The organism is Planomicrobium sp. CPCC 101079 (genome assembly GCF_007859275.1).
In the GTDB taxonomy this organism is placed as follows: domain Bacteria; phylum Bacillota; class Bacilli; order Bacillales_A; family Planococcaceae; genus Planococcus.
Genome location: NZ_VOHC01000033.1, coordinates 1 through 22,566 on the forward strand (window position 1 = coordinate 1; position 22,566 = coordinate 22,566).

Genomic DNA, 22,566 nt, shown 5'->3' on the forward strand with positions numbered 1-22,566 from the left:
ATATGCTCCTGCGCAAGCTCGTCGCAAAGCTATTGGCCAAAATAACTTCGGCCAATAGCTTCGCAGCTGGTTGGCGAACTATCGGTTAAGGAATGCTCGCTCATACAACGTTAACTTTCTCAACAAGCTAAAAACCAAACCCTGCATCAGAAAGATGCAGGGTTTGGTTTTTTATTATTCAGGTTGGTTATGATAATTGATTGCCGCTGACCCAAGTGTCTTGGCAGCGATCAGCATCGCTTCTTCTTTAAAGTCGAATTTCGGATGGTGATGAGGATAAGCGTCGCCGTCCGGCTTAGCGCCTGTGAAGAAGAACGTGCCCGGCACTTTTTCCAAGTAATAAGAAAAATCTTCGCCGCCCATTTGAGGCGGGGCATCGTATACTTCCTCAACGCCTGGAACAGTTTCAGCAATATTCTTCAAATACATAGTTTCCGCTTCATGGTTAACGACCGCTGGGTAGCCGCGCATATAATTGAAATCGTATGTGCTGTCTGCCGCGCGGCTTGTGCCTTCGATGACACGTTCCATTTCCTTTTCCATCAATGTCCGGATGGATTCGCTGAACGTGCGGATCGTTCCGGATAATTTCGCTTGGTCGGCAATGATGTTGAACGGATTCTCCGCGATGAACGAACCAACGGACAATACAGCAGATTCCAGTGGATCTACGCGTCTTGATACCAATTGCTGCAAGTTTGTGACGATCTGGGAGCCGATGACCACCGCGTCTTTCGTTTCATGGGGGCTGGCACCGTGGCCGCCGCGGCCTTGGATGATCAATTCAAACCGGTCTGAAGCAGCCATGATGGGACCGACTCGGTAGTCGATTCTGCCAAACGGAGTCATGGACCATAAATGTGTGCCAAAGATTACATCGACTCCATCAAGTGCTCCGGCTTCAATCATCGGTTTTGCACCGCCCGGAGCGAGTTCTTCTGCATGCTGATGAATCAGCACATAAGTGCCTTCAAGGTCATCGCGCATCGAATGCAGCACTTTCCCCAGAACGAGGAGAGTCGCAGTATGGCCATCATGGCCGCAGGCGTGCATAGCGTTTGGCACTTGGGAACGATAGGGCACACCTTCTTTTTGGTCTTGTATCGGCAAAGCATCAAAATCTGCGCGCAAAGCAACCGTTTTTCCAGGTTTTGCGCCTTGGATGGTGGCAATGAGACCGTTGCCGCCAACTCCAGAACGAACGTCAACACCAAGTTTTTCATAAAATTCCCGGATGTACGCAGCCGTTTTTTCCTCGTGGAACGATGGTTCCGGATTCATATGTAAATAGCGGCGTATTTCTACCATTTCGTCATAGCCGGCATCTAATTGCTCATAAAGTTTTTCAATCATTTGTATGGCTCCCTTCAATATAATAATTAAAGGATAACATAAAAAGAATGAATTTATTATTTTTTCAGTGAATTGAAAAGTACGCATCCGATTTTTTTTGCATGCCGGATTGCTTGTTTTATAAATGTTTTTACACAGGAAACTGAAAATCCCACGGCTTGTCGGCCGTGGGAAGGAGAAGGGTTTTATTCGTCTTCTGGTTTTGCTGTATAGGTCGTTACATAGGAAGAGCCGGAAAAAATATTCGGGCGCTTTTCTGCAGCACCTTCAGCCGGTTTTGAATGCGCTTGTGAAAAAGCCTGGGATTCTTTCCATTTCTCGAAAAAGTTTGGTGATTCCCATTCGGTCAGCACCACATAGGTATCCGAATCACGCGGGCGGAGTACCCGGAAAGCGATATACCCCGGCTCGTTTTCAATAGCACCAGCCCGGTTTTTAAAGCGGTGTTCAAAAATCGGCCGGCCTTCTTCGGTCACTGGAATATTGTTCATTACGAAAAATCCTTTTTCTTTGAATTCACCGGTGCCATCCACCACTTCATAGCGGCGTGGTGTTTGGAAAACGGTTTTTCCTTCTGTTTCGTGGAGAACCAATGTGGTATTTTCTCCTTGCATGACCACCATGTTTTCATTCGGGTATTTATCCCGCAATTTCTTCATATAACCGTATGTTCCTGTCGTCATATATAAGTTCAAAAAATCGCCTCCAATGCTGTTCTTAATAGTATACCGTTCCCTGAACAAAAACGCATGAAACTCTTTTGTCCATCCCGTGACTGCAGAAGCGTCTAATTTATGACATTTCCTTTCGGAAACTATACAATAAAGGGCAGAGCGTCTATAGTAAATACCGATATGGAATAGATACGCACTGGATTTAACAGACTGAAGGGATGAATTGACACATGACTTTTAACGACACTTTATTGAAGGCAGCGCGCGGGGAAAAGACAGACCATGTACCGGTATGGTATATGCGCCAAGCGGGCCGGTCTCAACCTGAATACCGCAAGATCAAAGAAAAATACTCATTGGAGGAGATCACGCATCAACCCGAGCTTTGTGCATATGTGACAAAGTTGCCGGTCGACCAATATGGCGTCGATGCTGCCATCTTGTACAAGGACATCGTGACTCCACTGCCGGCTATCGGCGTGGATGTTAAGATCAAAGCGGGCATTGGGCCGGTCATCGACAATCCGATCCGCACAATGGCAGATATCGAGCGCTTGGGCGAAATCAACCCTGAGCAAGATGTGGATTTCGTGCTGGAAACGATTCGCATGTTGACGCAAGAACAGTTGAATGTGCCGTTGATCGGGTTTTCAGGAGCGCCGTTTACACTGGCAAGCTATATGATCGAAGGCGGACCTTCAAGAAGCTACAATAAAACAAAAGCCATGATGGCATCCCAGCCGCAAATGTGGTTTGCCTTAATGGATAAGCTGGCAGATACGATCATCCCTTACGTTAAAGCGCAAATCAAAGCAGGGGCGAAAGCCGTTCAGATTTTCGATTCATGGGTCGGTGCATTGAATGTGGAAGATTACCGCATTTTCATCAAACCGGTCATGGACCGCATTTTCTCTGAACTTCGGACAGAAGGAGTGCCGTTGATCATTTTTGGGGTAGGCGCAAGCCACTTGGCAAAAGAATGGCACGACCTTCCAGTGGACGTTGTCGGATTGGATTGGCGTTTGCCGATTTCTGAAGCGCGTTCGATGGGACTGACAAAAGCGCTGCAGGGCAATTTTGATCCTTCTTATTTATTAGCAGACTGGCCGGTCATCGAAAAACGGGCAAAAGCAATCCTGGATATGGGCATGCAGCAAGACGGCTATATCTTCAATCTTGGCCATGGGGTCTTCCCGGAAGTCAATCCGGATACATTGAAGCGTTTGACTGCATTTATCCATGAGTACAGCGCAGCTTATAAATTAAAAAATAATTAATCATATAAATTACTTGCTTTTAGCTACGTTGAATTCTGTTACAGATATTCCGCAAAACAGCTGTGCTTGCCGCGGGTTTGGCGCCCGAATGGATTTCGGCACTTCGCTATCCCACAGGCAGCAATGGCCGAACGGCATTCGGCCATTGCTTTGCGACGAAGCGCAAAGCGCTGCAGGTGCAGTACGATTTTCTCCGCTGTTTTGCTCCATATCTTTTAGTGAGAAAAAATGAAGAATTTTTTTGTTCAACTTATATAATCAAAACTTAGAGGTGACTGATGATGAAAAAGACAATGGGATTATTGGTTATGGCGTATGGTACGCCTTATGAAGAAGCGGATATTGAACGCTATTACACGCACATCCGCCACGGCCGCAAGCCGAGCGAAGAAAGCTTGGAAGATCTGCGCAGCCGCTATAAAGCGATCGGTGGGCTTTCACCGCTTGCGAAAATTACGAAAGACCAAGCGGAAGCTTTGGGAGCACGTTTGAACGAAATCCAGGATGATATTGAATTCAAAGTCTATCTTGGCTTAAAACACATCGAACCGTTTGTTGAAGACGGAGTTGCAGCCATGGAGCGCGACGGTATCAAAGAAGCTGTTTCAATCGTATTGGCACCGCACTTCTCGACATTCTCGGTGAAATCATATAACGGCCGCGCTTTAGAAGCTGCTGAAAAAGCGGGCATCAAATTGACTTCAGTAGAAAGCTGGTACACAGAGCCGAAATTCATTCAGTATTGGGGCGAAAAAGTAAGCGAAGCATTTGCTGAAATGCCGGAAGAAGAACGTGCAAAATCATGCTTGATCGTTTCAGCGCATTCATTGCCTGAAAAAATTATCGCAAATGGTGATCCATATCCAGATCAATTGAAAGAAACTGCTCAATTGATTTCCCAAGCGGCAGGCGTTGAGAACGTAGAAGTCGGCTGGCAAAGCGCTGGGCAGACACCAGAGCCGTGGATTGGGCCGGATGTACAGGATTTGACGCGCGAATTGTTTGAGCAAAAAGGCTATACATCTTTTGTCTACACACCGGTCGGATTTGTAGCAGACCATTTGGAAGTCTTGTTTGACAATGACTATGAGTGCAAAGTGGTATGCGACGAAATTGGCGCAGCTTACCGCCGCCCTGAAATGCCGAATGTGCAGCCATTGTTCATTGATGGTTTGGCAGATGTGGTCTTAAAAAAGTTAAGCGATAAATAAACCCTTATTGGAAGTGATGAACGTGGAGGAGCGAATCCGAAAAGTTGCAGTTGTCGGTGGTGGGATCACCGGCTTGACTGCTGCCTACTTTCTACAAAAATATGCGCAGGAGCAAGGCTTGCCGGTACATATCACATTGATCGAAGCCGCACATCGATTAGGCGGCAAAATCCAGACATTCCAAAAGGATGGCTTTGTGATTGAGCGCGGCTCTGATTCGTTTCCCGCTTATAAAACCAGTATCGGAAGATTGGCGAAAGAGATCGGCATTGCTGACAAACTGGTCCGCGGCGCCAAAGGCCATTGGTCCATCGTAGCGGAAGATAAGCTGCAGCCGATCCCAGACGGTACTGTTATGGGGGTGCCCACAAACTTTGGTGCTTTTCTCACTTCTGATTTGTTTTCCTGGAGCGGCAAGGTGAGGGCCGTTGGTGATTTGGTTTTGCCGAAAGGACGGGCTGCCGGCGATCAATCGTTGGGCAAGTTCATGCGCCGCCGTTTTGGGAAAGAAATGGTGGAAAATCTGCTTGAACCTCTTTTGTCTGGAGTAAACGGAGGAGACATTGACCGCATGAGTTTGGAAGCCGCTTTTCCACAGTTCGCTGAAGTAGAGCAAAAATACCGCAGCTTAATGGCCGGCATGAAAAAAACGAATGCGGGTGCGCGCACAGCAGTTTACAACAGAAACGAAGAAAATGTATATCAGACATTTGAAGGCGGTTTGCAGACGCTTGTCGAGGCACTAGAAAAAAAGCTTAGCGGATGTGCGATTCTAAAAGGGGTTAAAGTTGACGGCATCAGAAAAGAGGCGGATAAAGCTGTCTTAGAGCTAAACAACGCGTCAACCATCATTGTCGATCAAGTGCTTTTTACTGTTCCGCATTCAAAGCTGCAGCCGTTGTTCGAGCCACATGGTTTATTGGGTGGCCTGAAGGAGATGCCAATGACTTCGATCGCGACAGTTTCCATGGCATTCCCTGAAAGTGCAGTGGAATCTGAGGGCGGTACAGGCTTTGTAGTGGCGCGCAACAGTGATTTTGCGATTACGGCATGCAGCTGGGCTCATCGGAAATTTCCTTCTATGGCTATTCCTGAAGGAAAGAAGTTGCTGCGGGCTTTTTTGGGCCGGGTCGGCGATGAAGCGGTGGTTGACTTGGCTGATCACGAAATTGAGAAAATTGTCTTGGCAGATTTACGCAAAACGATGCGAATTGATGGGAATCCGGACTTTACCGTCGTTTCACGCTGGAAAGAAGCAATGCCCCAATACGTCGTAGGGCACAAACAGCGGGTTGCGGAAGCGAAAAGGGGACTTGAAAAAGAATTTCCCATGGTTCAAGTGGCCGGAAGCTCTTTTGGCGGCTTTGATATAGCGGATTGTGCTGAGCAAGGAGAAAACGCAGCCCGCCAACTGTTAGAATGGTTCCAAGTATAACGGAGGTTATGATAATGAAAAAGTTTGCCTGGCTTGGCTTGTCCATACTGCTGCTAGGAGCTTGCGGTACAAACGAAGCCGAAACGTCCGGCGCTGGAAACACACTGGAAGAAGTTGTGGTGGAATTCAATACCGGACAAACAGCTGAAGTGGGCGAAGAAGTAACGTTGTCCGTCACGGTCACCCAGGGCGGCGAAGCAGTGGAAGATGCTGATGAAGTGGTTTATGAAGTGTGGGAATCAGGGCATCGTAAAGATGGAGAAATGATTACCGCTGAACATACGGCTGATGGCATTTACGAAGCCGAAACGGTTTTTGAAGAAGAAGGGCTGTATTATATGCAAGCCCACACAACAGCCCGGCGCCTTCATGCAATGCCGAAGCAGGAAGTGACTATCGGCAATCCGGATCCGGAGTCCATTGTTCCGGATGACAGTGAAGATTCCGAAGGCATGAACATGATTGAAGAACATGGTGGGCATTAATAGTAGTAAATTCAGCTGCAGACAGGCTCAATAAATTTGAGTGTGTCTGCAGCTTTTTCTATATGGCAAAAGAGCTGTCTGCAAACCGCTATGGCCGCTCCGAGAAAGTCCCCTGCGCATACCTTCGGCAAGCGCAGCCGTTTTGCGGAATATCATCAATGCCTAAAAGATGGACTATAAAACAAAAAACTGTAGACTCCTTCGGGTTTTTCGAAGAAATCTACAGTATGTAATAGATATAAGTAAGCTTTGTTTTTATAATTCTTTGCAAGAATCGCATTGTTGGCCATAGCACTCATGCTGCTCTTCAATTTTTTCTCCACAGTTCGCACATTGTTTCGGGGGCAGGTTCTTGAAATACTCTATAACGTTTTCAATCATTGCTTCCAGCTCCTTTTTGTTATAGTACTGTTCGTGTTCAGTAGATTGTATTATAACACAGAAAAATCGTCAACCCTTACTGATGAATAAAATAAAAAAATCCGTTAAACTAATAAGAGTACTGAATCCAAAGGAGAGAGACCATGTATTTCGTAGACAATAAAGGCATCACCGACCCGCGCATTAACTTAGCGATTGAAGAATATTTATTGAATACAATGGATGTGGAAAAAGATTCGTTTTTACTGTTCTATATCAATGAACCATCAATCATCATTGGGAAAAACCAAAACACGGCCGAAGAAATAAATACAGACTATGTTGATTCCAATGGCATCCATGTAGTGCGCCGCTTGTCAGGCGGCGGGGCAGTGTATCACGATCTTGGCAATTTGAATTACAGTTTCATTACAACTGATGACGGAAACAGCTTCCGCAATTTCCGAAAATTCACTGAACCGGTTGTTAAAGCACTGCAAAAGTTAGGCGTCAATGCGGAACTATCCGGCCGCAACGATTTGATGGTTGAAGGCCGCAAGATTTCCGGAAACGCTCAGTTTTCAACTAGAGGCCGTATGTTCAGCCATGGCACGTTGATGTTTGATACCGAAATTGAAGCGGTTGTCTCTGCACTGAACGTCAGCAAAGAGAAAATCGAATCAAAAGGCATCAAATCAATCCGCAGCCGTGTGGCGAACATATCTGAGTTTTTGAAAGAGCCGATGACAGTCACCGAATTCCGCTCAGCGATTCTCCATTCGCTTTTCGAAGGAGAAGAGAACGTCAAGTACTGGGAATTGACTGAAGAGGATTGGGACAATATCCGGGCACTTTCGAAAAAACGATACGGCAACTGGGATTGGAACTATGGCAAATCGCCGAAGTTCAATGTGAAACATTCGCACCGTTTCCCGGTAGGCGGCATTGACGTACGTTTGCAAGTAGAAGGCGGGCTAGTGAAAGAAGTCAACATATACGGGGACTTCTTCGGAGTCGGCGATGTGGCGGAAATTGAAAATGCCATAACAGGCGTGAAATATGAACGGGCCTCTTTGGATGAAGCAATCAGTGGATTTGATATCCCGACATATCTTGGCGGAATTACGAAAGAAGAATTTTTGAAATTAATTTATTAAGAATTTCTGAAGAGCCCGCTTTTTAGCAGGCTCTTTTGTTAAAATGGAAGAAAACAGGAAGGGGGAATCAGCATGGCAGCTCAACGGATATTCATTGTAGAGGACGATTTGAAAATTGCGGAATTGCTGGCGGAAACGCTGCGAAAATACCACTACGAAGTGGAAACGGCAAAAGATTTCGATCGGATTCTAGATGAGTTTGAGGCATTTGATCCCCATATGATATTGCTTGATATTAATCTGCCGTCTTATGATGGGTATTATTGGTGCCGCCAATTGCGTTTGAAAACGACTTGCCCGATTCTGTTCATTTCGGCGCGGTCAGGCGATATGGATCAAGTTTTCGCACTGGAGAACGGTGGAGACGATTTTATCACGAAACCTTTCCATTATGAAATCGTCCTTGCAAAAATAAGAAGCCATTTGCGGCGTGCTTACGGGGAGTATGCACCTAAACAAGAAGAGCGTTCAGTGAAAGTCGGGCGCATCGCTTTGTACATGGAACGGATGGAATTGCATGTGAAAACCGCAATTATTCCGCTTCAGAAAAAAGAATCCACCATCATGGAAATCTTGCTGAGCCAGCATCCGAAAGTGGCGACACGGGAGCAGCTGTTGGAAGAACTGTGGGACGACCAAACCTTTGTTGATGAAAACACGTTAAACGTCAACATGACCCGGGTTCGGAAGAAACTGGCGGATTATCGAGTCCAGTCATCGATCGAGACTGTGCGCGGAGCTGGGTACCGCTTGCTCCTTCATGAGGAGGAAATGTGATGCTGCGTTTGTTTTTGAAAGAGCATGCGGCATTCATCGTCTTCCAATTGCTGCTCGTTTCCTTTATCATGCTGCTTTACTGGCTTGACGGCTTCCGTAATGTGGATACTGCCATTTATTCGTTTGTTATCAGTACGCTTCTCGTGGTGACATTTTTAGCGGCACGTTTTATAAAACGCTACCGCTACTACCAGAAAATCACTGCCAAACCGGCGGATATGGAACATATGCTGCAGCGGGAAGGCCGGTCGCCTGAACAAATCCAAAACGATTTGTATTTGCAGCAGCTGTATAAGCTGTATCAATACGAAGTCCAAGCGCTTTACGCAACACAAAACCGGCACTTGCAGTTCATGAACCAATGGGTGCACCAAATGAAAACACCGCTATCGGTCATGCAGTTATTATTGCAAGAAGAACAGGAACTTGATAAGGCGAGTGTGAGAGAAGAAGTCGAGCGGTTAAAAACGGGGCTTGATACGGTCTTGATGAATGCCAGGCTTGATACGTTTGAACAAGACATGCAAATTGAAAAAGTATCGCTGCGCAGCATGGTGACGGAAATGGTAACGGAGAACAAGCGGCTGTTCATCTCAAAGCGTGTTTATCCAGAAATTGATGTCGATGAAAAATGCACCGTCTTTACTGATCAGAAATGGATGAAATTTATAATCGGACAGTTTTTGACAAATGCCGTTAAATATACATTTGAACCGAACAAGAAAGTTTATATAAGTGCTGTTTGCGAGGATGACCAAGCGTTGTTGACCATCCGCGACGAAGGAATCGGCATTCCATCTTCAGATTTAGGACGCGTTACCAAGGCGTTTTTCACCGGGGAAAATGGCCGGAAAACGGGCGAATCTACAGGCATGGGCTTGTATTTGGCAAACGAAGTCTGCGGCAAACTGGGCCATAAATTAGAGATTGCATCCGAGAAAGGGCATGGCACTACCATCTCTGTCATGTTCTACAACCAAGAGGCAGAAACACAGGAGGAAAATAATGACGTTAGTGAAAATCGACGAAGTGACGAAAGTCTACGAAGGAAAAGTGACGCACCGGGCGCTGAACCAATTGAGTTTCGAAGTGAAAAAAGGTGAATTTTTAGCCGTCATGGGACCTTCTGGGAGTGGCAAAACGACGTTGCTGAACTTGATTTCGACCATTGACAGTTTGACTTCTGGAGACATTTTAATCGATGGTATCAATCCGCATATGCTGGATAAAAACGAGTTGGCTTTGTTCCGCAGACGAAAACTTGGGTTCGTTTTCCAAGACTTTAACTTGCTGCAAATGCTGACAGTGGAAGAGAATTTAGTGCTGCCGTTGACCCTGGACTATGTCCCAACTCAAGAAATGGCCAATAGGGTTCTTGATGTGGCAAAACGGCTGGATTTGACGTCAATTTTGCATAAGCGGCCAAATGAAATATCAGGCGGGGAAGCGCAGCGCACAGCAATTGGACGAGCGCTTATCCATAAACCGGCGCTGATTCTCGCCGATGAACCGACCGGCAACTTGGATTCTAAAGCATCGCGTGATGTGTTGGAGCTGTTGTCGAACATCAGCTATGAAGAAGGGGCGACGATTATAATGGTGACGCACGATCCGATTGCTGCCAGCTATTGTGATCGCGTGCTCTTCATCAAGGATGGCGAGTTTTTCAATGAAATCTACCGGGATGACCGTCGCCAAACGTTTTACCAGAAAATATTAAACGTTTTATCTTTGTTGGGAGGAAACGTGAATGACCTTTCGGCAACTCGCCTACCGTAACGTTCTCCGAAACCGGCGGAGCTATGCCGCCTTTTTAATGGCGAGCGTTTTTTCGGTCATGGTGTTTTTTGTTTATTCCATGTTTATTTTTCATCCGCTTTTCGAAGCAGAAGGGTTGCAGCTATTAGCGGTCCGTGGCATGTTCATCGCGGAAATCGTTCTTTACGTTTTCACGCTGTTTTTCTTGTTCTACTCGATGAGCGCGTTTTTGCAAGCCCGTTCGAAAGAATTTGGCGTCCTGATGCACTTAGGAATGACCAAAAAACAGTTGAGCAAATTGGTGTTTTTCGAGACGCTGATTCTTGGTGCTGCTTCAACTGCTGCAGGAATCGCACTTGGATTTGCTTTCTCTAAGTTCTTTTTCATGGTCGGCCGTGAAATTATGGCGCTGGATTATTTGCCGCTTTATATGTCATGGAAACCATTTCTTTTGACGATTGCCGCTTTTGCCAGTCTTTTCATCATTATCTCGGTTATAAGCGTCGGATTTATCCGGACAAAGCGCATTGTCGATTTGATGCAAGGCTATTGGAAAACAGAAGAAGTTACGCAAGTTTCCGGGCTGCTATCTGTTTTAGGCATTGTTTTGCTGGCAGGCGCGTATACTTTGGCCGCGATGGTGACAGACCAGACCGTTTACCAAATGGTTGTCATTGTCCCGCCGCTTGCGACGCTCGGCACATATTTGTTTTTTACGCATACCATTCATTTTTTATTGGATATATACAAGAAGAAAAAAAGTATTTATTGGAACAAAGCACGTCTTGTTTCTTTAGCGGAAGCTTCAGTCAAATTAAAAGATAGTGCCCAAATGTTTTTTATCGTAACGATCGTTTCAACCGTCGCTTTTTTGGCGGTCGGGACTCTCGCATCGTTCACTTCTTACACCGGTGACTACCGTGAACTCAATCCACTGAGCATGATTTACATTTCATTTGACAGTGATGAGCAGGAGCGTGAACATGTTGAACAGTTGGTGGCACAACTAGAACAGAAAAGGCTTGCTTATGATGTGGCCCCATTAAAGGTCAAAAGGCAGACTTCCGAGTTTTCTGGAAATGTTGTTGACATCCTGAAAGCTTCTGACTTTAACCGGCTGGCGCTTGCACTTGGCTATGAAGCGGTCAATCCAGAAAGAGGGGAAGGGCTGTTCATCCCGTATTCCAAAGAATCGTTGTCTGAGCTTAGCCGCAGCAAAGTCCAAACAGGGTTTGTGGAAAGCGATGTGCCGATTTCTATTTCTTCAGTCTACCCTCATATTCTGTTTCCGAGCCACACATTGAATTTCAACAGCATTGTTGTCAATGACGCGGATTTTGAAGCTGTCACCGAACCATTGACCGGATTTGAAAAAGGAGAATCCGATTTTACGTATTATGCGTTCCATATTCCCCAATGGACTGAAACGATCGGGATTGGCGACAATTTAGCCTTGTCCATGGAAGAGGCTGTGCAAGCTGAAAACTTCCAGCATGTGAATTTCTTTTTTGAAAATCCCGGAGACGATTATCATTGGTTCAAATCTTCTTTTGCTTTGCTGCTGTTTATCGGGCTTATGGTAGCGGCTGTGTTTTTGCTGGCGGCGGGAAGTTTCATTTACTTCAAGCTTTACACAGGACTTGAACGCGACCGGAAGCAATACTTGCTGCTCGTACGTCTCGGAATGACAGAAAAGGAACTGGGTAAAATTGTCAACCGCCAGCTCATTCCACAATTTTTTCTGCCGTGGGTAGTGGCTCTTCTGCACAGTGCCTTCGCGTTTATCTCCCTTCAAGTAGTATGGGATGAATTCGCAGAACTATCGATTCTGGGGGAAATGGCTTTGGTGCTTGCAGGTTTTACAGTTGCCCAAATCCTATATTTCTTTTTAATACGCTGGCGCTATATTGCTCATCTTCAGGCACCGTAAATTTTACGGTGCCTGTTGTATTGTCAGAACATTTATTTTATAATAAAAACAGTTTAAAATATGAATGACCATTCATTCAGGCGAAAGAGGGATGGAAAATGAATTTAGTTGAACGTGTTCACAACATTGCAATTCAGGATTCCAGCAAGACAGCGTACCATTTCATGGGAAAAGACACTTCTTACGGAGAATTTGAGGGAACAGTCGCCAAATTTGCTAATGCGCTCGAATCGCTCGGTGTGGAAAAAGGGGACCACGTTGCCTTTTTACTGGGCAACACGCCACATTTTTTTATTTCACTCTATGCCACTATGCGTATCGGGGCAACGGCAGTTCCAATCAATCCAATCTATGCCCCGAGTGAAATCGCTTACATATTGAATAACAGCGATGCTAAAGTGGTGGTTGCCGTGGATGCACTCCTGCCATTAATTGAAAAAGCACATGAGACACTCCCGACAGTCAGTTCTTATGTGATTTGTGAAACAGATCCGTCTGCAACTGAAAAAATGGCTCAATTGCCAGAAGCGGCAAAAGAGAAAGTCCACTTGTTTTCGAGCCTATTGTCGGCAGCTTCCGTACACCATGAACCGGCAGCGGTTGCCGAAGACGATAACGCGGTGATTTTGTATACATCTGGCACAACCGGAAAACCGAAAGGTGCAATGCTGACACATGGCAATTTGTATTCCAACGCCCGCGATGTCGGCGAGTATTTGCAGATATCGGCAGATGACCGGGTCATTGCCACCTTGCCGGTTTTTCATGTGTTCGCTTTGACGGTCGTCGTCAATGCTCCGCTTTTGCAGGGAGCTGAGATCATTCTTTTGCCACGTTTTAATCCGAAAGATGTTTTTGAAGCAATAAAGGAACATAAAGCGACTGTTTTTGCGGGTGTGCCGACCATGTACAATTTCATGAACCAACTGCCTGGAACCGAGACGTCCGATTTCGAGTCGATCCGCATTGCTGTGTCTGGCGGTTCGGCAATGCCGGTTGCGCTGCTCCACAGTTTCGAAGAAAAGTTCAATGTCAAGATTTCAGAAGGCTACGGCTTGTCTGAAGCTTCCCCGGTGACTTGCTTTAATCCGATTGACCGCGAACGCAAAGTTGGATCGATCGGCACATCCATCGTCAATGTGGAAAACAAAGTAGTCAATGAGCTTGGGGATGAAGTGCCTGTTGGGGAAGTGGGAGAATTGATTGTGCACGGACCAAACGTCATGAAAGGCTACTATAAAATGCCGGAAGAAACAAATGCAGCCATCCGGGACGGCTGGCTTTATACCGGTGATTTGGCGCGTGTCGATGAGGAAGGGTATTTTTATATCGTCGACCGAAAAAAAGACATGATTATTGTAGGCGGCTATAATGTGTATCCGCGTGAAGTGGAGGAAGTGCTGTTTGCTCATCCAGGCATCTTAGAAGCTGCAGTTGTCGGCCTGCCTGATGCCAACTTTGGTGAGGCAGTGCACGCTTATGTTGTGTTGAAAGACCAGTCGGTTACGATAGAAGATCTGCATGTTTACTGCAAAGAGCATTTGGCGAAATATAAAATGCCAAGTCATTTTGAAGTTCTGGAAGAATTGCCGAAAAACACGACGGGGAAAATTCTTCGCCGTGCATTGAAAGCGCAAGCTTTAAGCAAGTAAATCGAAAGCCGGTTCCGAGTTTTCTGTCGGAGCCGGTTTTTTTATTGATTTAATTGAAAAGACTGACTTTTTTCATTATAGTAAAAGAGCAACTAGTACGAGATGCGAAATATTTGTTTCGAGGAGGATCTTTCATTGACGAAAAATGCTGTAGAAATCAAAGACTTAACCACATTGGTATCGGTAGCGAATCCACAGATTTCACCGGACGGCACAGAGGCGGTATTTGTCCGGACACATATCGATGAGGAAGAAAATACATATATTGCCCATTTATACCATTCGGATTTGGCAAGCGGCGAAATTACGCAATGGACATTTGGAAAAGAGCGGGTGTCGGCTCCAGCTTGGTCGGCTGATGGAAAATTCGTCGCCTTTTTGTCGACGCGTGATGAGAAAAACCAGTTATACGTCATGCCTGCAAGAGGCGGGGAAGCACGAAATCTGACAGAATTTGAAAAAGGCGTCAATAGCTTTGTTTGGTCGCCATGCGGCCAGAAAATTTGGTTTACCGCCATGGTAAAAGAAGGACAGGCTTTTACTGATAAAGAGGAAAAAGAGGAGAAGAAAAAGCCGGAGCCCTATGTGGTGGACAAGCTGAAATACAAAATGGATGGCATGGGATTGGTGCCAAAAGATTTTCATCGCCATATCGGTGTTGTAGACGTCGCTTCGAAAAGCGTTGAAAGATTGACCGAGGGCGCCTATCACCACAACTTGGAAGCTGTTTCCCATGATGGCGGCAAATTAGTTTACGGCGTGGCGCGCGAGGAAAATCTCGATTTCATCTTCCGCCAGCCGCTGTATGTATATGATATCGAGACCAAAACCGAAACGCCGATCATTGAAGAAGAAGGCTATTTCGGCGGAGCCGCTTTTTCGCATGATGACGCAAAAATCGCTTTCGTGGGCGGAACACGGGAATATGAAAACGCGACGCACTCAAAAGTTTATGTCTATGACGTTGCAGGGCAATCCTTTGTCTGCTTGACGGAAGGGCTGGATGCCCCGGTTGGCGACTATGCCGTAGCGGACCATCAGCAAGGCGCATCCGCTCCAGCGGTTGTCTGGACAAAAGATAATCATTTGTATTTCCAAGTGTCGACGATGGGCGACGTCCGCCTGTATTTCGCTGACCTTGACGGAGCCATTTTCCCAGCTTCGCAGGAACAGGAACATATTTACGGCTATGATATTTCCCGCGACGGCGTTTTCGCTGTAGTTGCAGCGAGCGATCCCGTCAACCCAGGGGAACTGTACAAATTGGCCATCGCAACAGGCGAGCGCACACCGCTTACGGATTTCAATAAAGCTTATCTCGAAGAAACGGCCTTGATTGCACCGGAAGCGATTGTCGGCAAAGGAGCAAAAGATTGGGATGTGCATGGCTGGCTTATGAAGCCTTATGGTTTTGCTGAAGGAGAAAAATACCCGCTCGTCATCAATATCCACGGCGGGCCGCACGCAATGTACGCCAATACGTTCTTCCATGAAATGCAAGTGCTGGCAGCACGCGGCTTTGGCGTGCTATACGTCAATCCGCGAGGCAGCCACAGCTATAGCCAGGAATTTGTTGATGCTGTTCGGGGCGATTACGGCGGTGGCGATTATGAAGATATCATGAAGGCGCTTGACGGGGTGCTTGAAGAACACGAGTGGATTGATACAGACCGGCTTGGTGTCACAGGCGGAAGCTACGGCGGCTTTATGACCAACTGGATTGTCAGCCATACAAATCGTTTCAAGGCCGCTGTGACGCAGCGTTCAATCTCCAACTGGGTATCGTTCTTCGGAGTATCGGATATCGGCTATTACTTTAGCGACTGGCAAATTCTTGCGGATATGACGGACGTTGACAAGTTGTGGCAACACTCGCCGCTGAAGTACGCCGCTAACGTTGAAACGCCATTGTTGATCCTGCATTCGGAAAACGACTATCGCTGTCCGATCGAACAAGGCGAGCAATTGTATGTGACGCTGAAAAGCATGAAGAAAGAAACCAGATTTGTCCGTTTCCCGGAAGCCGACCACAACTTGTCGCGCACCGGAAAACCAAATCTGCGCTTTGCCCGACTTGAGCAAATTGCCGGGTGGATGGAAGAATACTTATAGTGGATGGAAGAATACTTATAATAGTAGAAAAGCAGGCTGCCGGTTGGCAGCCTGCTTTTTTATCCTTATTTCCCTTTAAATACTGGCTTCCTTTTTTCGCTGAAGGCATTCAGCGCTTCGATGCGGTCTTCTGTCGGGATGGTCAGTTCATACGCTTTTCGTTCGATATTCAAGCCAGTCTGCAAATCGGCGTTCATGCCGTTCTTAATTGCATATTTTGCTTGCTGCAGCGCAATCGGCCCGTTCGCAAGCATCATGTCGGCAAAGTGGCCAGTCACTTCTGCCAGTTCACTGCGGGGCGCCACTTTGGTCACCAAGCCATATTCGAGCGCCTCAGCCGGCTTCAAGCGACGGGCGGTTAAGATAAGCTCCATGGCCTTGGATTCGCCGATCAAACGCGGCAGGCGTTGTGTACCGCCCGCTCCCGGGATGATCGCCAGGCTCGTTTCCGTTAAGCCGAGCAAGGTGTCGTCGGCAATAATGCGGAAATCGCAGGCTAAGGCAAGTTCCATGCCGCCGCCAAAAGCAAAGCCGTTAATCATTGCAATCGTTGGCTGCGGCAAATTTTCGATAACTGTAAAAACTTCGCCGATTTTAAAAATATTGCGTTTCACATGCTGGTCAGTCAATGTCTTGCGTTCTTTTAGATCAGCCCCGACGCTAAATGCTTTTTCGCCCGCTCCTGTAAAAATAACAACGCGGATATCCGGATTGATGCGGATTGCTTCGACTACTTGGCCCAGTTCGGTCAGCATATCGTAGTTGAACGCATTCATGGAATCGGGCCGGTTTAGTGTGATGAAAGCCAAATTTCCATGTTGTTCGTAATGAATCGTATTCATTTACATCCCCCTTTGTAATTGGTCCATCCGTTAAAAACATACCACTTTTTGGACTATTCCGCTATCTGTCTCTATAATGGAGCGCAGGAGGGATTATCACTTATGAACCAAATCGCGTTTGTCCGTATTTTCCGCATTGTCTTTATGGCGTTAAAAGTTTACATGCAAGTGATGCTCTTCCAACGGCGGCACCGCGGCAACTGGAACCCACTAGTCGAAGAAAAATGGAACACTTTGGTTACAAAACAAGCTAAACAATACAAAATTTTGGCGCTGAAACTCGGCGGATTGATGATCAAGATGGGGCAGTTTTTGTCGACGCGCGCCGATATTTTGCCGGCGTCGTTTTTAATAGAGCTCGAAGGATTGACAGACCGGGTGCCTTCGATTTCTCGCGAAAAAATTGTTTCAGTTATGGAGCGGGAATGGAACTCACCACTTTCTACATACTTGAGCAGCTTTTCAGATGAAGCCGTCGCTTCTGCTTCTATCGGCGAGGTATATAAAGGCGTCTTGAAAGACGGAAAGGAAGTAGCGGTTAAAGTCCAACGGCCTGGCACTGACCGCATTTTGCGTGCGGATTTCCAGGCGATGCGCATTGTCATCTGGTTTTTGCGGACATTGACGCCGCTTTCGAAACAAATTGATTTTCGGCAACTATACCGGGAAATGACGGATACCATTGGGGCAGAATTGAATTTTCTGCAGGAACTCCAAAGCGGCCGGGCATTTTCAGATCGTTTTAAAGAAATGGAAGGCATCCGGTTTCCAATGTATTTCGATGAATTTTCCACACGCCGTGTGCTGGTCATGGAGTGGATTGAAGGCGCGCGCATTACGGACTTGGCTTTTATCGAGAAGAATGGCCTGGACCGACATGAAATTTCTGAGCGGCTGTTTATTCTGTTTTTGGAGCAAGTGTTGTACGGCGGCCAATTCCACGCTGATCCGCACGGCGGCAATATTTTGCTTGAGCCAGATGGCACCATTGTCTTAATCGATTTTGGCATGACCGGAACCATTTCAAAATCAGATGCACAGGCGGTGCTGAGGATTGCTGAAGGAGTGGTCTTTAAAAATTACGGCCAAGTGCTTGATTCGCTGGAAGAATTGCGTTTTTTGCTGCCTCATGCCAACCGGGAGCTGCTAGCGGATACTATTGCCCGGCTTGTAACGGCATATGAGTCAAATGAATTGCTGCAAATGGATTCATTCGTCGTGGAGCGGCTGTTGCGTGATATGCAGGATATAGTCCGTACACAGCCAGTTCAGCTGCCTGCGGAATTTGCCTTCTTTGGCCGTGCGGCCTCCATTTTTGTCGGGGTGCTCCATGTACTGGATCCAGGGATTGATCTAATGGAGCTTGCCCGGCCGCGTATATTGGAATGGGCTTCCTCACAGAAGGAAGGCAAGCGGATGTTTGGGAAAGAAGACGTTCTGCGCTGGGCCATTCAAGCATCAGGGCCATTGCGCGTTTTCCCGCAAAAAGTCATCAATTACTTGGAAGAGCCTGAACGCATGCGTCACTATTTGGAAAATCGCGATGGGCGCGAGCGTGAGCACCAGCGGAACCTGCAAAGCCGGATGTTTGCTGGGATTTTTACGGTTTTGTCGTTCTTCGGCATTTCAGGAGGCGTCTGGTTTTCCCATGAACCGTTCCTATGGGTATCTTCTATATTCTTTGTTGGCTCCTTATGGACTTACCGTTCTATTAAATAAAAAAGGTGTTTTGCTCTATGGTTGAAAGGAAAGAACGCAGAGAAATCTTGTCTTTTATTTCGGTTTTTTCTGTTCACTGAACCACAAAATGGCCGCTGCTTTTTAAAGTTCTTAAAAGATCTTGTGTTTATATGAACCTGTAATTGAAAAGGAAGGCAGCGGCTCCCGCGGAAAGCATCCGCCTATTTCTGCGTCGCTTCGCTGGCTTTGAGACATGAAAGTACGCTGGAGCGAAATAAAAAAGCTGTGCCAGATTTGATGGCACAGCTTTTTTTTGCACAGAAAGCCTTGCAATTTTAAAATTTCTGGGTAGAATGATAGATAAGAACAAATGTTCTCATTTTGGAGGAGGTGTAGACATGCCGTTAATCTCACCAGAAGAAGCCGCCCATTTTGAAAACATGATTTATTTGCCAATGGTCCTTATTATTTTGGAACGGGACCGTGCGTTATTCGAAAAAGGCTCTTTTAAGTTAAAAAAACCGTACATAGAATTAGTTGATGGAGCGATCAAGCAAGTGCAGAAAGAATTGACCGAAACCAAAATCCATATGCGGAAACGCCATATGAAGATATTGCGCGGAACTGGTGATGATACGTTTACCGAATATATCTTTTACCATGGGGGCTATGAAGACCATCGGCGCTATTTGAACTTGCGCCTCCGCAATCGAGTGGAAGAATTGCTGCGCGTGTACTTGACGTTGTCGTATAGAGAGCTTTAGTCGAGCGGATATTGAGTTCTCGGCGGATAGGTGCGTTTTGCTACATAAGTCATCTGGTGTTTATGCATTTCTTGCGCCCGTTTAAAATAGCGGCGCAAAGAACCCGCAAACGAGTGCTGGTTTCTGAGAGCGATGGGAGAAACGTCCAGGTGCACGGTTTCGCCATTGCTTAGATAGATAATGCTGCCGCCTCTTTCACTGTCATCGCTTTCCACTAGATCGACAGCATCAAAGTTAAACCAAACGGCATCTTTGTTTTTGGGAGAATGGGTTGGAAAGAAGATAAGTGGATTGCCATAATATTCTCCAATGATGATGGGAGGCTTATGTTTGACGCGTATCGCTTTTTGAGCGTATAAAGTAGCACTTTCCATGGATCCGCGATAGAAGTTGCAGGACCTGCTGACAGTTTTATAGGTAGGTTCTTCAACAAGGAACTCGCTTCGGTCTTCGATGACCCGCGTCCATGTCCGTCGGCCGTCGTTATAGGGCAATAGAGCATATGTATTGCTGCAAATTGTATAAGTCAAGGCATGATCATTTTTGCCCATGAAAAAACACCCCCAAAATTTACTTTCTGTTTCTAATTATATAAAAAATGGAAATTTCGCAATAACAGGAAACAGAAAATATATTTTTTTCTATTTCATCGGAATTTTCAAAAAACGATTGCTTCTTTATAAGCTTTTAATGTATACTAATGAAAAGCATTTGGGGTGAAGCAGAATGGAAAATTATTATTCTTATGCTGATTTCATGAAAGCAATGGCTCAAACGAAAAAGATAACTGAGGCGGAAAAACTGCTTAATGATATTTATTTAGACCTTTTCCTCAAGCACGTTCACCGCTCACAACAAGAAGAACAGCTCATGGCCCTGATCGATGAAGCCCTGGACAGCAACGACCGAGACGCTTTTAAAACCTATTCCGCTCAATTACAGGCTTTGAAGCAAGAAGAAGAAGCCTGAATGATAAAACCGCTCAGAAATGAGCGGTTTTTTATTTTGCCATTTTATGAAACCTGATAAAAAACATACGTTCGCTTTTTGTTAGGGGATTTTTAGGGCATATGATAAAATAGAGAGACTGAAAGAACGGGAGGCCAGCAATTATGAAACAAGAATTTAAGCTACAAGCACCGTACGAGCCAGCCGGCGACCAGCCGGCAGCCATTGCCACATTGACGGAAGGCATCATTAACGGCAAACGGTGCCAAACTTTGCTTGGAGCCACGGGGACTGGGAAAACTTACACAATGTCCAACGTCATCCAGCAAGTAAAAAAACCGACGCTCGTCATGGCCCATAACAAAACGTTAGCGGGGCAGCTCTATAGTGAGTTTAAAGAATTCTTTCCAGACAATGCAGTCGAATATTTTGTTAGTTACTATGACTATTACCAACCAGAAGCGTATGTTCCGCAATCTGACACATATATAGAAAAAGACGCAAGCATCAATGATGAAATCGACAAGCTTCGCCACTCTGCCACGAGTTCTTTATTTGAACGGGACGACGTTATAGTCATTGCTTCGGTATCCTGTATTTACGGTCTCGGTTCGCCAAAAGAATACCGGGAACTTGTCGTTTCTCTTCGGAAAGGCATGGAAATCGAGCGCAACCAGCTGCTCCGGAAATTGGTGGATGTGCAGTATGAGCGCAATGACATTAATTTTATCCGCGGAACATTCCGTGTGCGTGGAGACGTAGTTGAGATCTTCCCGGCCTCGCGCGATGAGAGATGTTTGCGTGTCGAGTTTTTCGGCGATGAAATCGACCGGATCCGCGAAGTGGACGCATTGACAGGCGAGATTATCGGCGAACGCGAACACGTCGCTATCTTCCCGGCATCCCACTTCGTAACGCGTGAAGAAAAGATGGTCAAAGCAATTGAAAACATCGAAGCGGAATTGGAAGAACGCTTGAAAGAAATGCGGGCAGAAGACAAATTATTGGAAGCGCAGCGCCTTGAACAGCGTACACGCTATGATTTAGAAATGATGCGGGAAATGGGCTTTTGTTCAGGCATTGAAAACTATTCCCGCCATTTGACGCTGCGGCCTCCAGGTGCCCAGCCTTATACGCTTATTGATTATTTCCCAGAAGATTTTCTGCTGGTAGTCGATGAAAGCCACGTGACCTTGCCGCAAGTTCGCGGTATGTTCAATGGTGACCAAGCGCGCAAAAAAGTGCTGGTCGACCACGGGTTCCGTTTGCCATCGGCAATGGACAACCGGCCATTGACATTTGATGAGTTTGAAAAACACATCAAACAAGCCGTATTTGTTTCCGCCACACCGGGGCCTTACGAATTGGAGCATACACCGGAAATGGTAGAGCAAATCATTCGTCCAACCGGGCTTCTTGACCCGACGATTGAAGTGCGTCCGATTGAAGGGCAGATTGATGATTTGATGGATGAAATCCAGCAGCGGGTCGAACGCGACGAACGTGTACTAGTAACCACGTTGACGAAGAAAATGTCGGAAGATTTAACTGCATATCTCAAAGAAGCGGGAGTTAAAGTGAATTACTTGCACTCCGAAATCAAAACACTCGAGCGCATCGAAATAATCCGTGAGCTTCGGATGGGCGTCTATGACGTCCTGGTCGGCATCAACTTGCTCAGAGAAGGTCTGGATATACCGGAAGTATCGCTTGTGACAATTTTGGATGCCGACAAAGAAGGCTTCCTGCGGTCCGAACGTTCCCTTATCCAAACAATGGGACGGGCGGCGCGTAACTCGAATGGCCATGTCATCATGTATGCCGATAAGATGACCGATTCGATGAAAAAAGCGATCGACGAAACAACCCGCCGACGCACCATCCAAGCAGAGTACAACGAAAAACATGGCATTACGCCAGTTACGATACAGAAGAAAATCAGAGACGTTATCCGCGCTACTGTGGCTGCAGAAGGCGGAGAAGAATACGTTTCAAAAGCGGCGGCTGGCAAAAAGCTCAAAAAAGAAGATCGCATGAAGCTGATCACTTTAATGGAAAAAGAAATGAAAGAAGCGGCGAAAGCGCTCGATTTCGAACGGGCAGCAGAGTTGCGTGATACAGTTCTTGAATTGAAGGCGGAAGGATGAGTTA

Annotated in this window: 21 protein-coding genes and 1 pseudogene; 16 read left to right on the plus strand and 6 right to left on the minus strand. The window is 46.3% G+C overall.

The features are described from left to right. Window positions 1–174 precede the first annotated feature (174 nt). Window positions 175–1,353 carry a M20 family metallopeptidase gene (locus tag FQV28_RS18190; RefSeq protein ID WP_146497945.1) on the minus strand — a complete coding sequence of 393 codons (1,179 nt, stop codon included), beginning with the start codon at window positions 1,351–1,353 and terminating at the stop codon, window positions 175–177. 185 nt (window positions 1,354–1,538) lie between these two features. Then, a complete protein-coding gene (locus FQV28_RS18195) occupies window positions 1,539–2,048 on the minus strand; it encodes an antibiotic biosynthesis monooxygenase family protein (protein WP_146497946.1) in 510 nt (169 codons plus the stop codon). A 209-nt stretch (window positions 2,049–2,257) separates the two neighbouring features. Here FQV28_RS18195 and hemE point away from each other — a divergent pair, with 209 nt between their 5' ends. Beyond that, a complete protein-coding gene (gene hemE, locus FQV28_RS18200) occupies window positions 2,258–3,304 on the plus strand; it encodes a uroporphyrinogen decarboxylase (protein WP_146497947.1) in 1,047 nt (348 codons plus the stop codon). 9 nt (window positions 3,305–3,313) lie between these two features. On the opposite strand, the gene FQV28_RS18205 is transcribed toward hemE, so the two are convergent. After that, window positions 3,314–3,553: a hypothetical protein gene (locus FQV28_RS18205; RefSeq protein ID WP_146497948.1), complete on the minus strand. Its 240-nt coding sequence runs from the start codon at window positions 3,551–3,553 to the stop codon at window positions 3,314–3,316. 29 nt (window positions 3,554–3,582) lie between these two features. On the opposite strand from FQV28_RS18205, the gene hemH reads away from it, so the two are divergent. The 4 genes and pseudogenes from hemH (at window position 3,583) to FQV28_RS18220 (ending at window position 6,435) form a co-directional block, all read left to right on the plus strand. Continuing rightward, window positions 3,583–4,515 (plus strand): ferrochelatase, encoded by a 933-nt coding sequence (hemH, locus tag FQV28_RS18210; RefSeq protein WP_146497949.1) that lies wholly within the window; start codon window positions 3,583–3,585, stop codon window positions 4,513–4,515. 6 nt (window positions 4,516–4,521) lie between these two features. Beyond that, a pseudogene (locus tag FQV28_RS19685) lies at window positions 4,522–4,572 on the plus strand (hypothetical protein); the annotation flags it as partial. Further along, a complete protein-coding gene (gene hemY, locus FQV28_RS18215; protein ID WP_370455153.1) occupies window positions 4,550–5,950 on the plus strand; it encodes a protoporphyrinogen oxidase in 1,401 nt (466 codons plus the stop codon). The pseudogene FQV28_RS19685 and the gene hemY, both read left to right, overlap by 23 nt. 14 nt (window positions 5,951–5,964) lie before the next feature. Beyond that, window positions 5,965–6,435, plus strand: a complete 471-nt coding sequence (locus FQV28_RS18220; protein ID WP_146497951.1) for a FixH family protein — start codon at window positions 5,965–5,967, stop codon at window positions 6,433–6,435. A 255-nt stretch (window positions 6,436–6,690) separates the two neighbouring features. Here FQV28_RS18220 and yhfH read toward each other — a convergent pair whose 3' ends face one another. Beyond that, window positions 6,691–6,816, minus strand: a complete 126-nt coding sequence (yhfH, locus tag FQV28_RS18225; protein ID WP_146497952.1) for a protein YhfH — start codon at window positions 6,814–6,816, stop codon at window positions 6,691–6,693. A gap of 143 nt (window positions 6,817–6,959) precedes the next feature. Here yhfH and lplA point away from each other — a divergent pair, with 143 nt between their 5' ends. From lplA to FQV28_RS18260, 7 genes are all read left to right on the plus strand, one after another. Next, window positions 6,960–7,952 (plus strand): lipoate--protein ligase, encoded by a 993-nt coding sequence (lplA, locus tag FQV28_RS18230; RefSeq protein ID WP_146497953.1) that lies wholly within the window; start codon window positions 6,960–6,962, stop codon window positions 7,950–7,952. Window positions 7,953–8,024: 72 nt separating this feature from the next. Continuing rightward, complete coding sequence (locus tag FQV28_RS18235; protein ID WP_146497954.1) at window positions 8,025–8,729, plus strand: response regulator transcription factor; 705 nt, start codon at window positions 8,025–8,027, stop codon at window positions 8,727–8,729. Then, window positions 8,729–9,832, plus strand: coding sequence for a sensor histidine kinase (locus FQV28_RS18240; RefSeq protein ID WP_146497955.1), 1,104 nt, complete (start codon window positions 8,729–8,731; stop codon window positions 9,830–9,832). Before FQV28_RS18235 ends, FQV28_RS18240 begins: the two co-directional genes overlap by 1 nt. Further along, the gene (locus FQV28_RS18245) at window positions 9,735–10,508 is read left to right on the plus strand and encodes an ABC transporter ATP-binding protein (RefSeq protein WP_146497956.1); all 774 of its coding nucleotides are present in this window, start codon (window positions 9,735–9,737) and stop codon (window positions 10,506–10,508) included. The genes FQV28_RS18240 and FQV28_RS18245 overlap by 98 nt, the downstream gene beginning before the upstream one ends. After that, window positions 10,480–12,417, plus strand: a complete 1,938-nt coding sequence (locus tag FQV28_RS18250) for an FtsX-like permease family protein (protein ID WP_146497957.1) — start codon at window positions 10,480–10,482, stop codon at window positions 12,415–12,417. Before FQV28_RS18245 ends, FQV28_RS18250 begins: the two co-directional genes overlap by 29 nt. 98 nt (window positions 12,418–12,515) lie before the next feature. Next, window positions 12,516–14,069 (plus strand): fatty acid--CoA ligase family protein, encoded by a 1,554-nt coding sequence (locus FQV28_RS18255; protein WP_146497958.1) that lies wholly within the window; start codon window positions 12,516–12,518, stop codon window positions 14,067–14,069. Window positions 14,070–14,204: 135 nt separating this feature from the next. Then, window positions 14,205–16,181, plus strand: a complete 1,977-nt coding sequence (locus FQV28_RS18260) for a S9 family peptidase (RefSeq protein WP_255473004.1) — start codon at window positions 14,205–14,207, stop codon at window positions 16,179–16,181. Between the two features lie 65 nt (window positions 16,182–16,246). Here FQV28_RS18260 and FQV28_RS18265 read toward each other — a convergent pair whose 3' ends face one another. Next, window positions 16,247–17,023, minus strand: coding sequence for an enoyl-CoA hydratase-related protein (locus tag FQV28_RS18265; protein WP_146497960.1), 777 nt, complete (start codon window positions 17,021–17,023; stop codon window positions 16,247–16,249). 102 nt (window positions 17,024–17,125) lie between these two features. On the opposite strand from FQV28_RS18265, the gene FQV28_RS18270 reads away from it, so the two are divergent. After that, window positions 17,126–18,742 (plus strand): ABC1 kinase family protein, encoded by a 1,617-nt coding sequence (locus FQV28_RS18270; protein ID WP_146497961.1) that lies wholly within the window; start codon window positions 17,126–17,128, stop codon window positions 18,740–18,742. Window positions 18,743–19,101: 359 nt separating this feature from the next. Then, the gene (locus tag FQV28_RS18275) at window positions 19,102–19,467 is read left to right on the plus strand and encodes a YhjD family protein (protein ID WP_146497962.1); all 366 of its coding nucleotides are present in this window, start codon (window positions 19,102–19,104) and stop codon (window positions 19,465–19,467) included. Here the strand turns inward: FQV28_RS18275 and FQV28_RS18280 are convergent. Continuing rightward, window positions 19,464–20,018, minus strand: coding sequence for a competence protein ComK (locus FQV28_RS18280; RefSeq protein ID WP_146497963.1), 555 nt, complete (start codon window positions 20,016–20,018; stop codon window positions 19,464–19,466). The two genes, FQV28_RS18275 and FQV28_RS18280, sit on opposite strands and share 4 nt — an antisense overlap. Before the next feature lie 175 nt (window positions 20,019–20,193). On the opposite strand from FQV28_RS18280, the gene FQV28_RS18285 reads away from it, so the two are divergent. Together FQV28_RS18285 and uvrB are read left to right on the plus strand one after the other, a co-directional pair. Continuing rightward, window positions 20,194–20,436 (plus strand): IDEAL domain-containing protein, encoded by a 243-nt coding sequence (locus FQV28_RS18285; RefSeq protein ID WP_146497964.1) that lies wholly within the window; start codon window positions 20,194–20,196, stop codon window positions 20,434–20,436. A gap of 143 nt (window positions 20,437–20,579) precedes the next feature. After that, the gene (uvrB, locus tag FQV28_RS18290) at window positions 20,580–22,562 is read left to right on the plus strand and encodes an excinuclease ABC subunit UvrB (RefSeq protein WP_146497965.1); all 1,983 of its coding nucleotides are present in this window, start codon (window positions 20,580–20,582) and stop codon (window positions 22,560–22,562) included. The last annotated feature ends 4 nt before the right edge of the window (window positions 22,563–22,566 follow it).

What these genes read in the sequence shown, in the direction of transcription:
- hemH (WP_146497949.1), top strand. Translation starts at nt 3,583, where the DNA reads ATGATGAAAAAGACAATGGGATTATTGGTTATGGCGTATGGTACGCCT.
- FQV28_RS18270 (WP_146497961.1), top strand. Translation starts at nt 17,126, where the DNA reads ATGAACCAAATCGCGTTTGTCCGTATTTTCCGCATTGTCTTTATGGCG.
- hemE (WP_146497947.1), top strand. Translation starts at nt 2,258, where the DNA reads ATGACTTTTAACGACACTTTATTGAAGGCAGCGCGCGGGGAAAAGACA.
- FQV28_RS18250 (WP_146497957.1), top strand. Translation starts at nt 10,480, where the DNA reads ATGACCTTTCGGCAACTCGCCTACCGTAACGTTCTCCGAAACCGGCGG.
- FQV28_RS18280 (WP_146497963.1), bottom strand. Translation starts at nt 20,018, where the DNA reads ATGGGCAAAAATGATCATGCCTTGACTTATACAATTTGCAGCAATACA.
- FQV28_RS18275 (WP_146497962.1), top strand. Translation starts at nt 19,102, where the DNA reads ATGCCGTTAATCTCACCAGAAGAAGCCGCCCATTTTGAAAACATGATT.
- FQV28_RS18220 (WP_146497951.1), top strand. Translation starts at nt 5,965, where the DNA reads ATGAAAAAGTTTGCCTGGCTTGGCTTGTCCATACTGCTGCTAGGAGCT.
- FQV28_RS18285 (WP_146497964.1), top strand. Translation starts at nt 20,194, where the DNA reads ATGGAAAATTATTATTCTTATGCTGATTTCATGAAAGCAATGGCTCAA.
- FQV28_RS18245 (WP_146497956.1), top strand. Translation starts at nt 9,735, where the DNA reads ATGACGTTAGTGAAAATCGACGAAGTGACGAAAGTCTACGAAGGAAAA.
- FQV28_RS18240 (WP_146497955.1), top strand. Translation starts at nt 8,729, where the DNA reads ATGCTGCGTTTGTTTTTGAAAGAGCATGCGGCATTCATCGTCTTCCAA.
- FQV28_RS18235 (WP_146497954.1), top strand. Translation starts at nt 8,025, where the DNA reads ATGGCAGCTCAACGGATATTCATTGTAGAGGACGATTTGAAAATTGCG.
- FQV28_RS18255 (WP_146497958.1), top strand. Translation starts at nt 12,516, where the DNA reads ATGAATTTAGTTGAACGTGTTCACAACATTGCAATTCAGGATTCCAGC.
- FQV28_RS18265 (WP_146497960.1), bottom strand. Translation starts at nt 17,023, where the DNA reads ATGAATACGATTCATTACGAACAACATGGAAATTTGGCTTTCATCACA.
- FQV28_RS18190 (WP_146497945.1), bottom strand. Translation starts at nt 1,353, where the DNA reads ATGATTGAAAAACTTTATGAGCAATTAGATGCCGGCTATGACGAAATG.
- uvrB (WP_146497965.1), top strand. Translation starts at nt 20,580, where the DNA reads ATGAAACAAGAATTTAAGCTACAAGCACCGTACGAGCCAGCCGGCGAC.
- lplA (WP_146497953.1), top strand. Translation starts at nt 6,960, where the DNA reads ATGTATTTCGTAGACAATAAAGGCATCACCGACCCGCGCATTAACTTA.
- yhfH (WP_146497952.1), bottom strand. Translation starts at nt 6,816, where the DNA reads ATGATTGAAAACGTTATAGAGTATTTCAAGAACCTGCCCCCGAAACAA.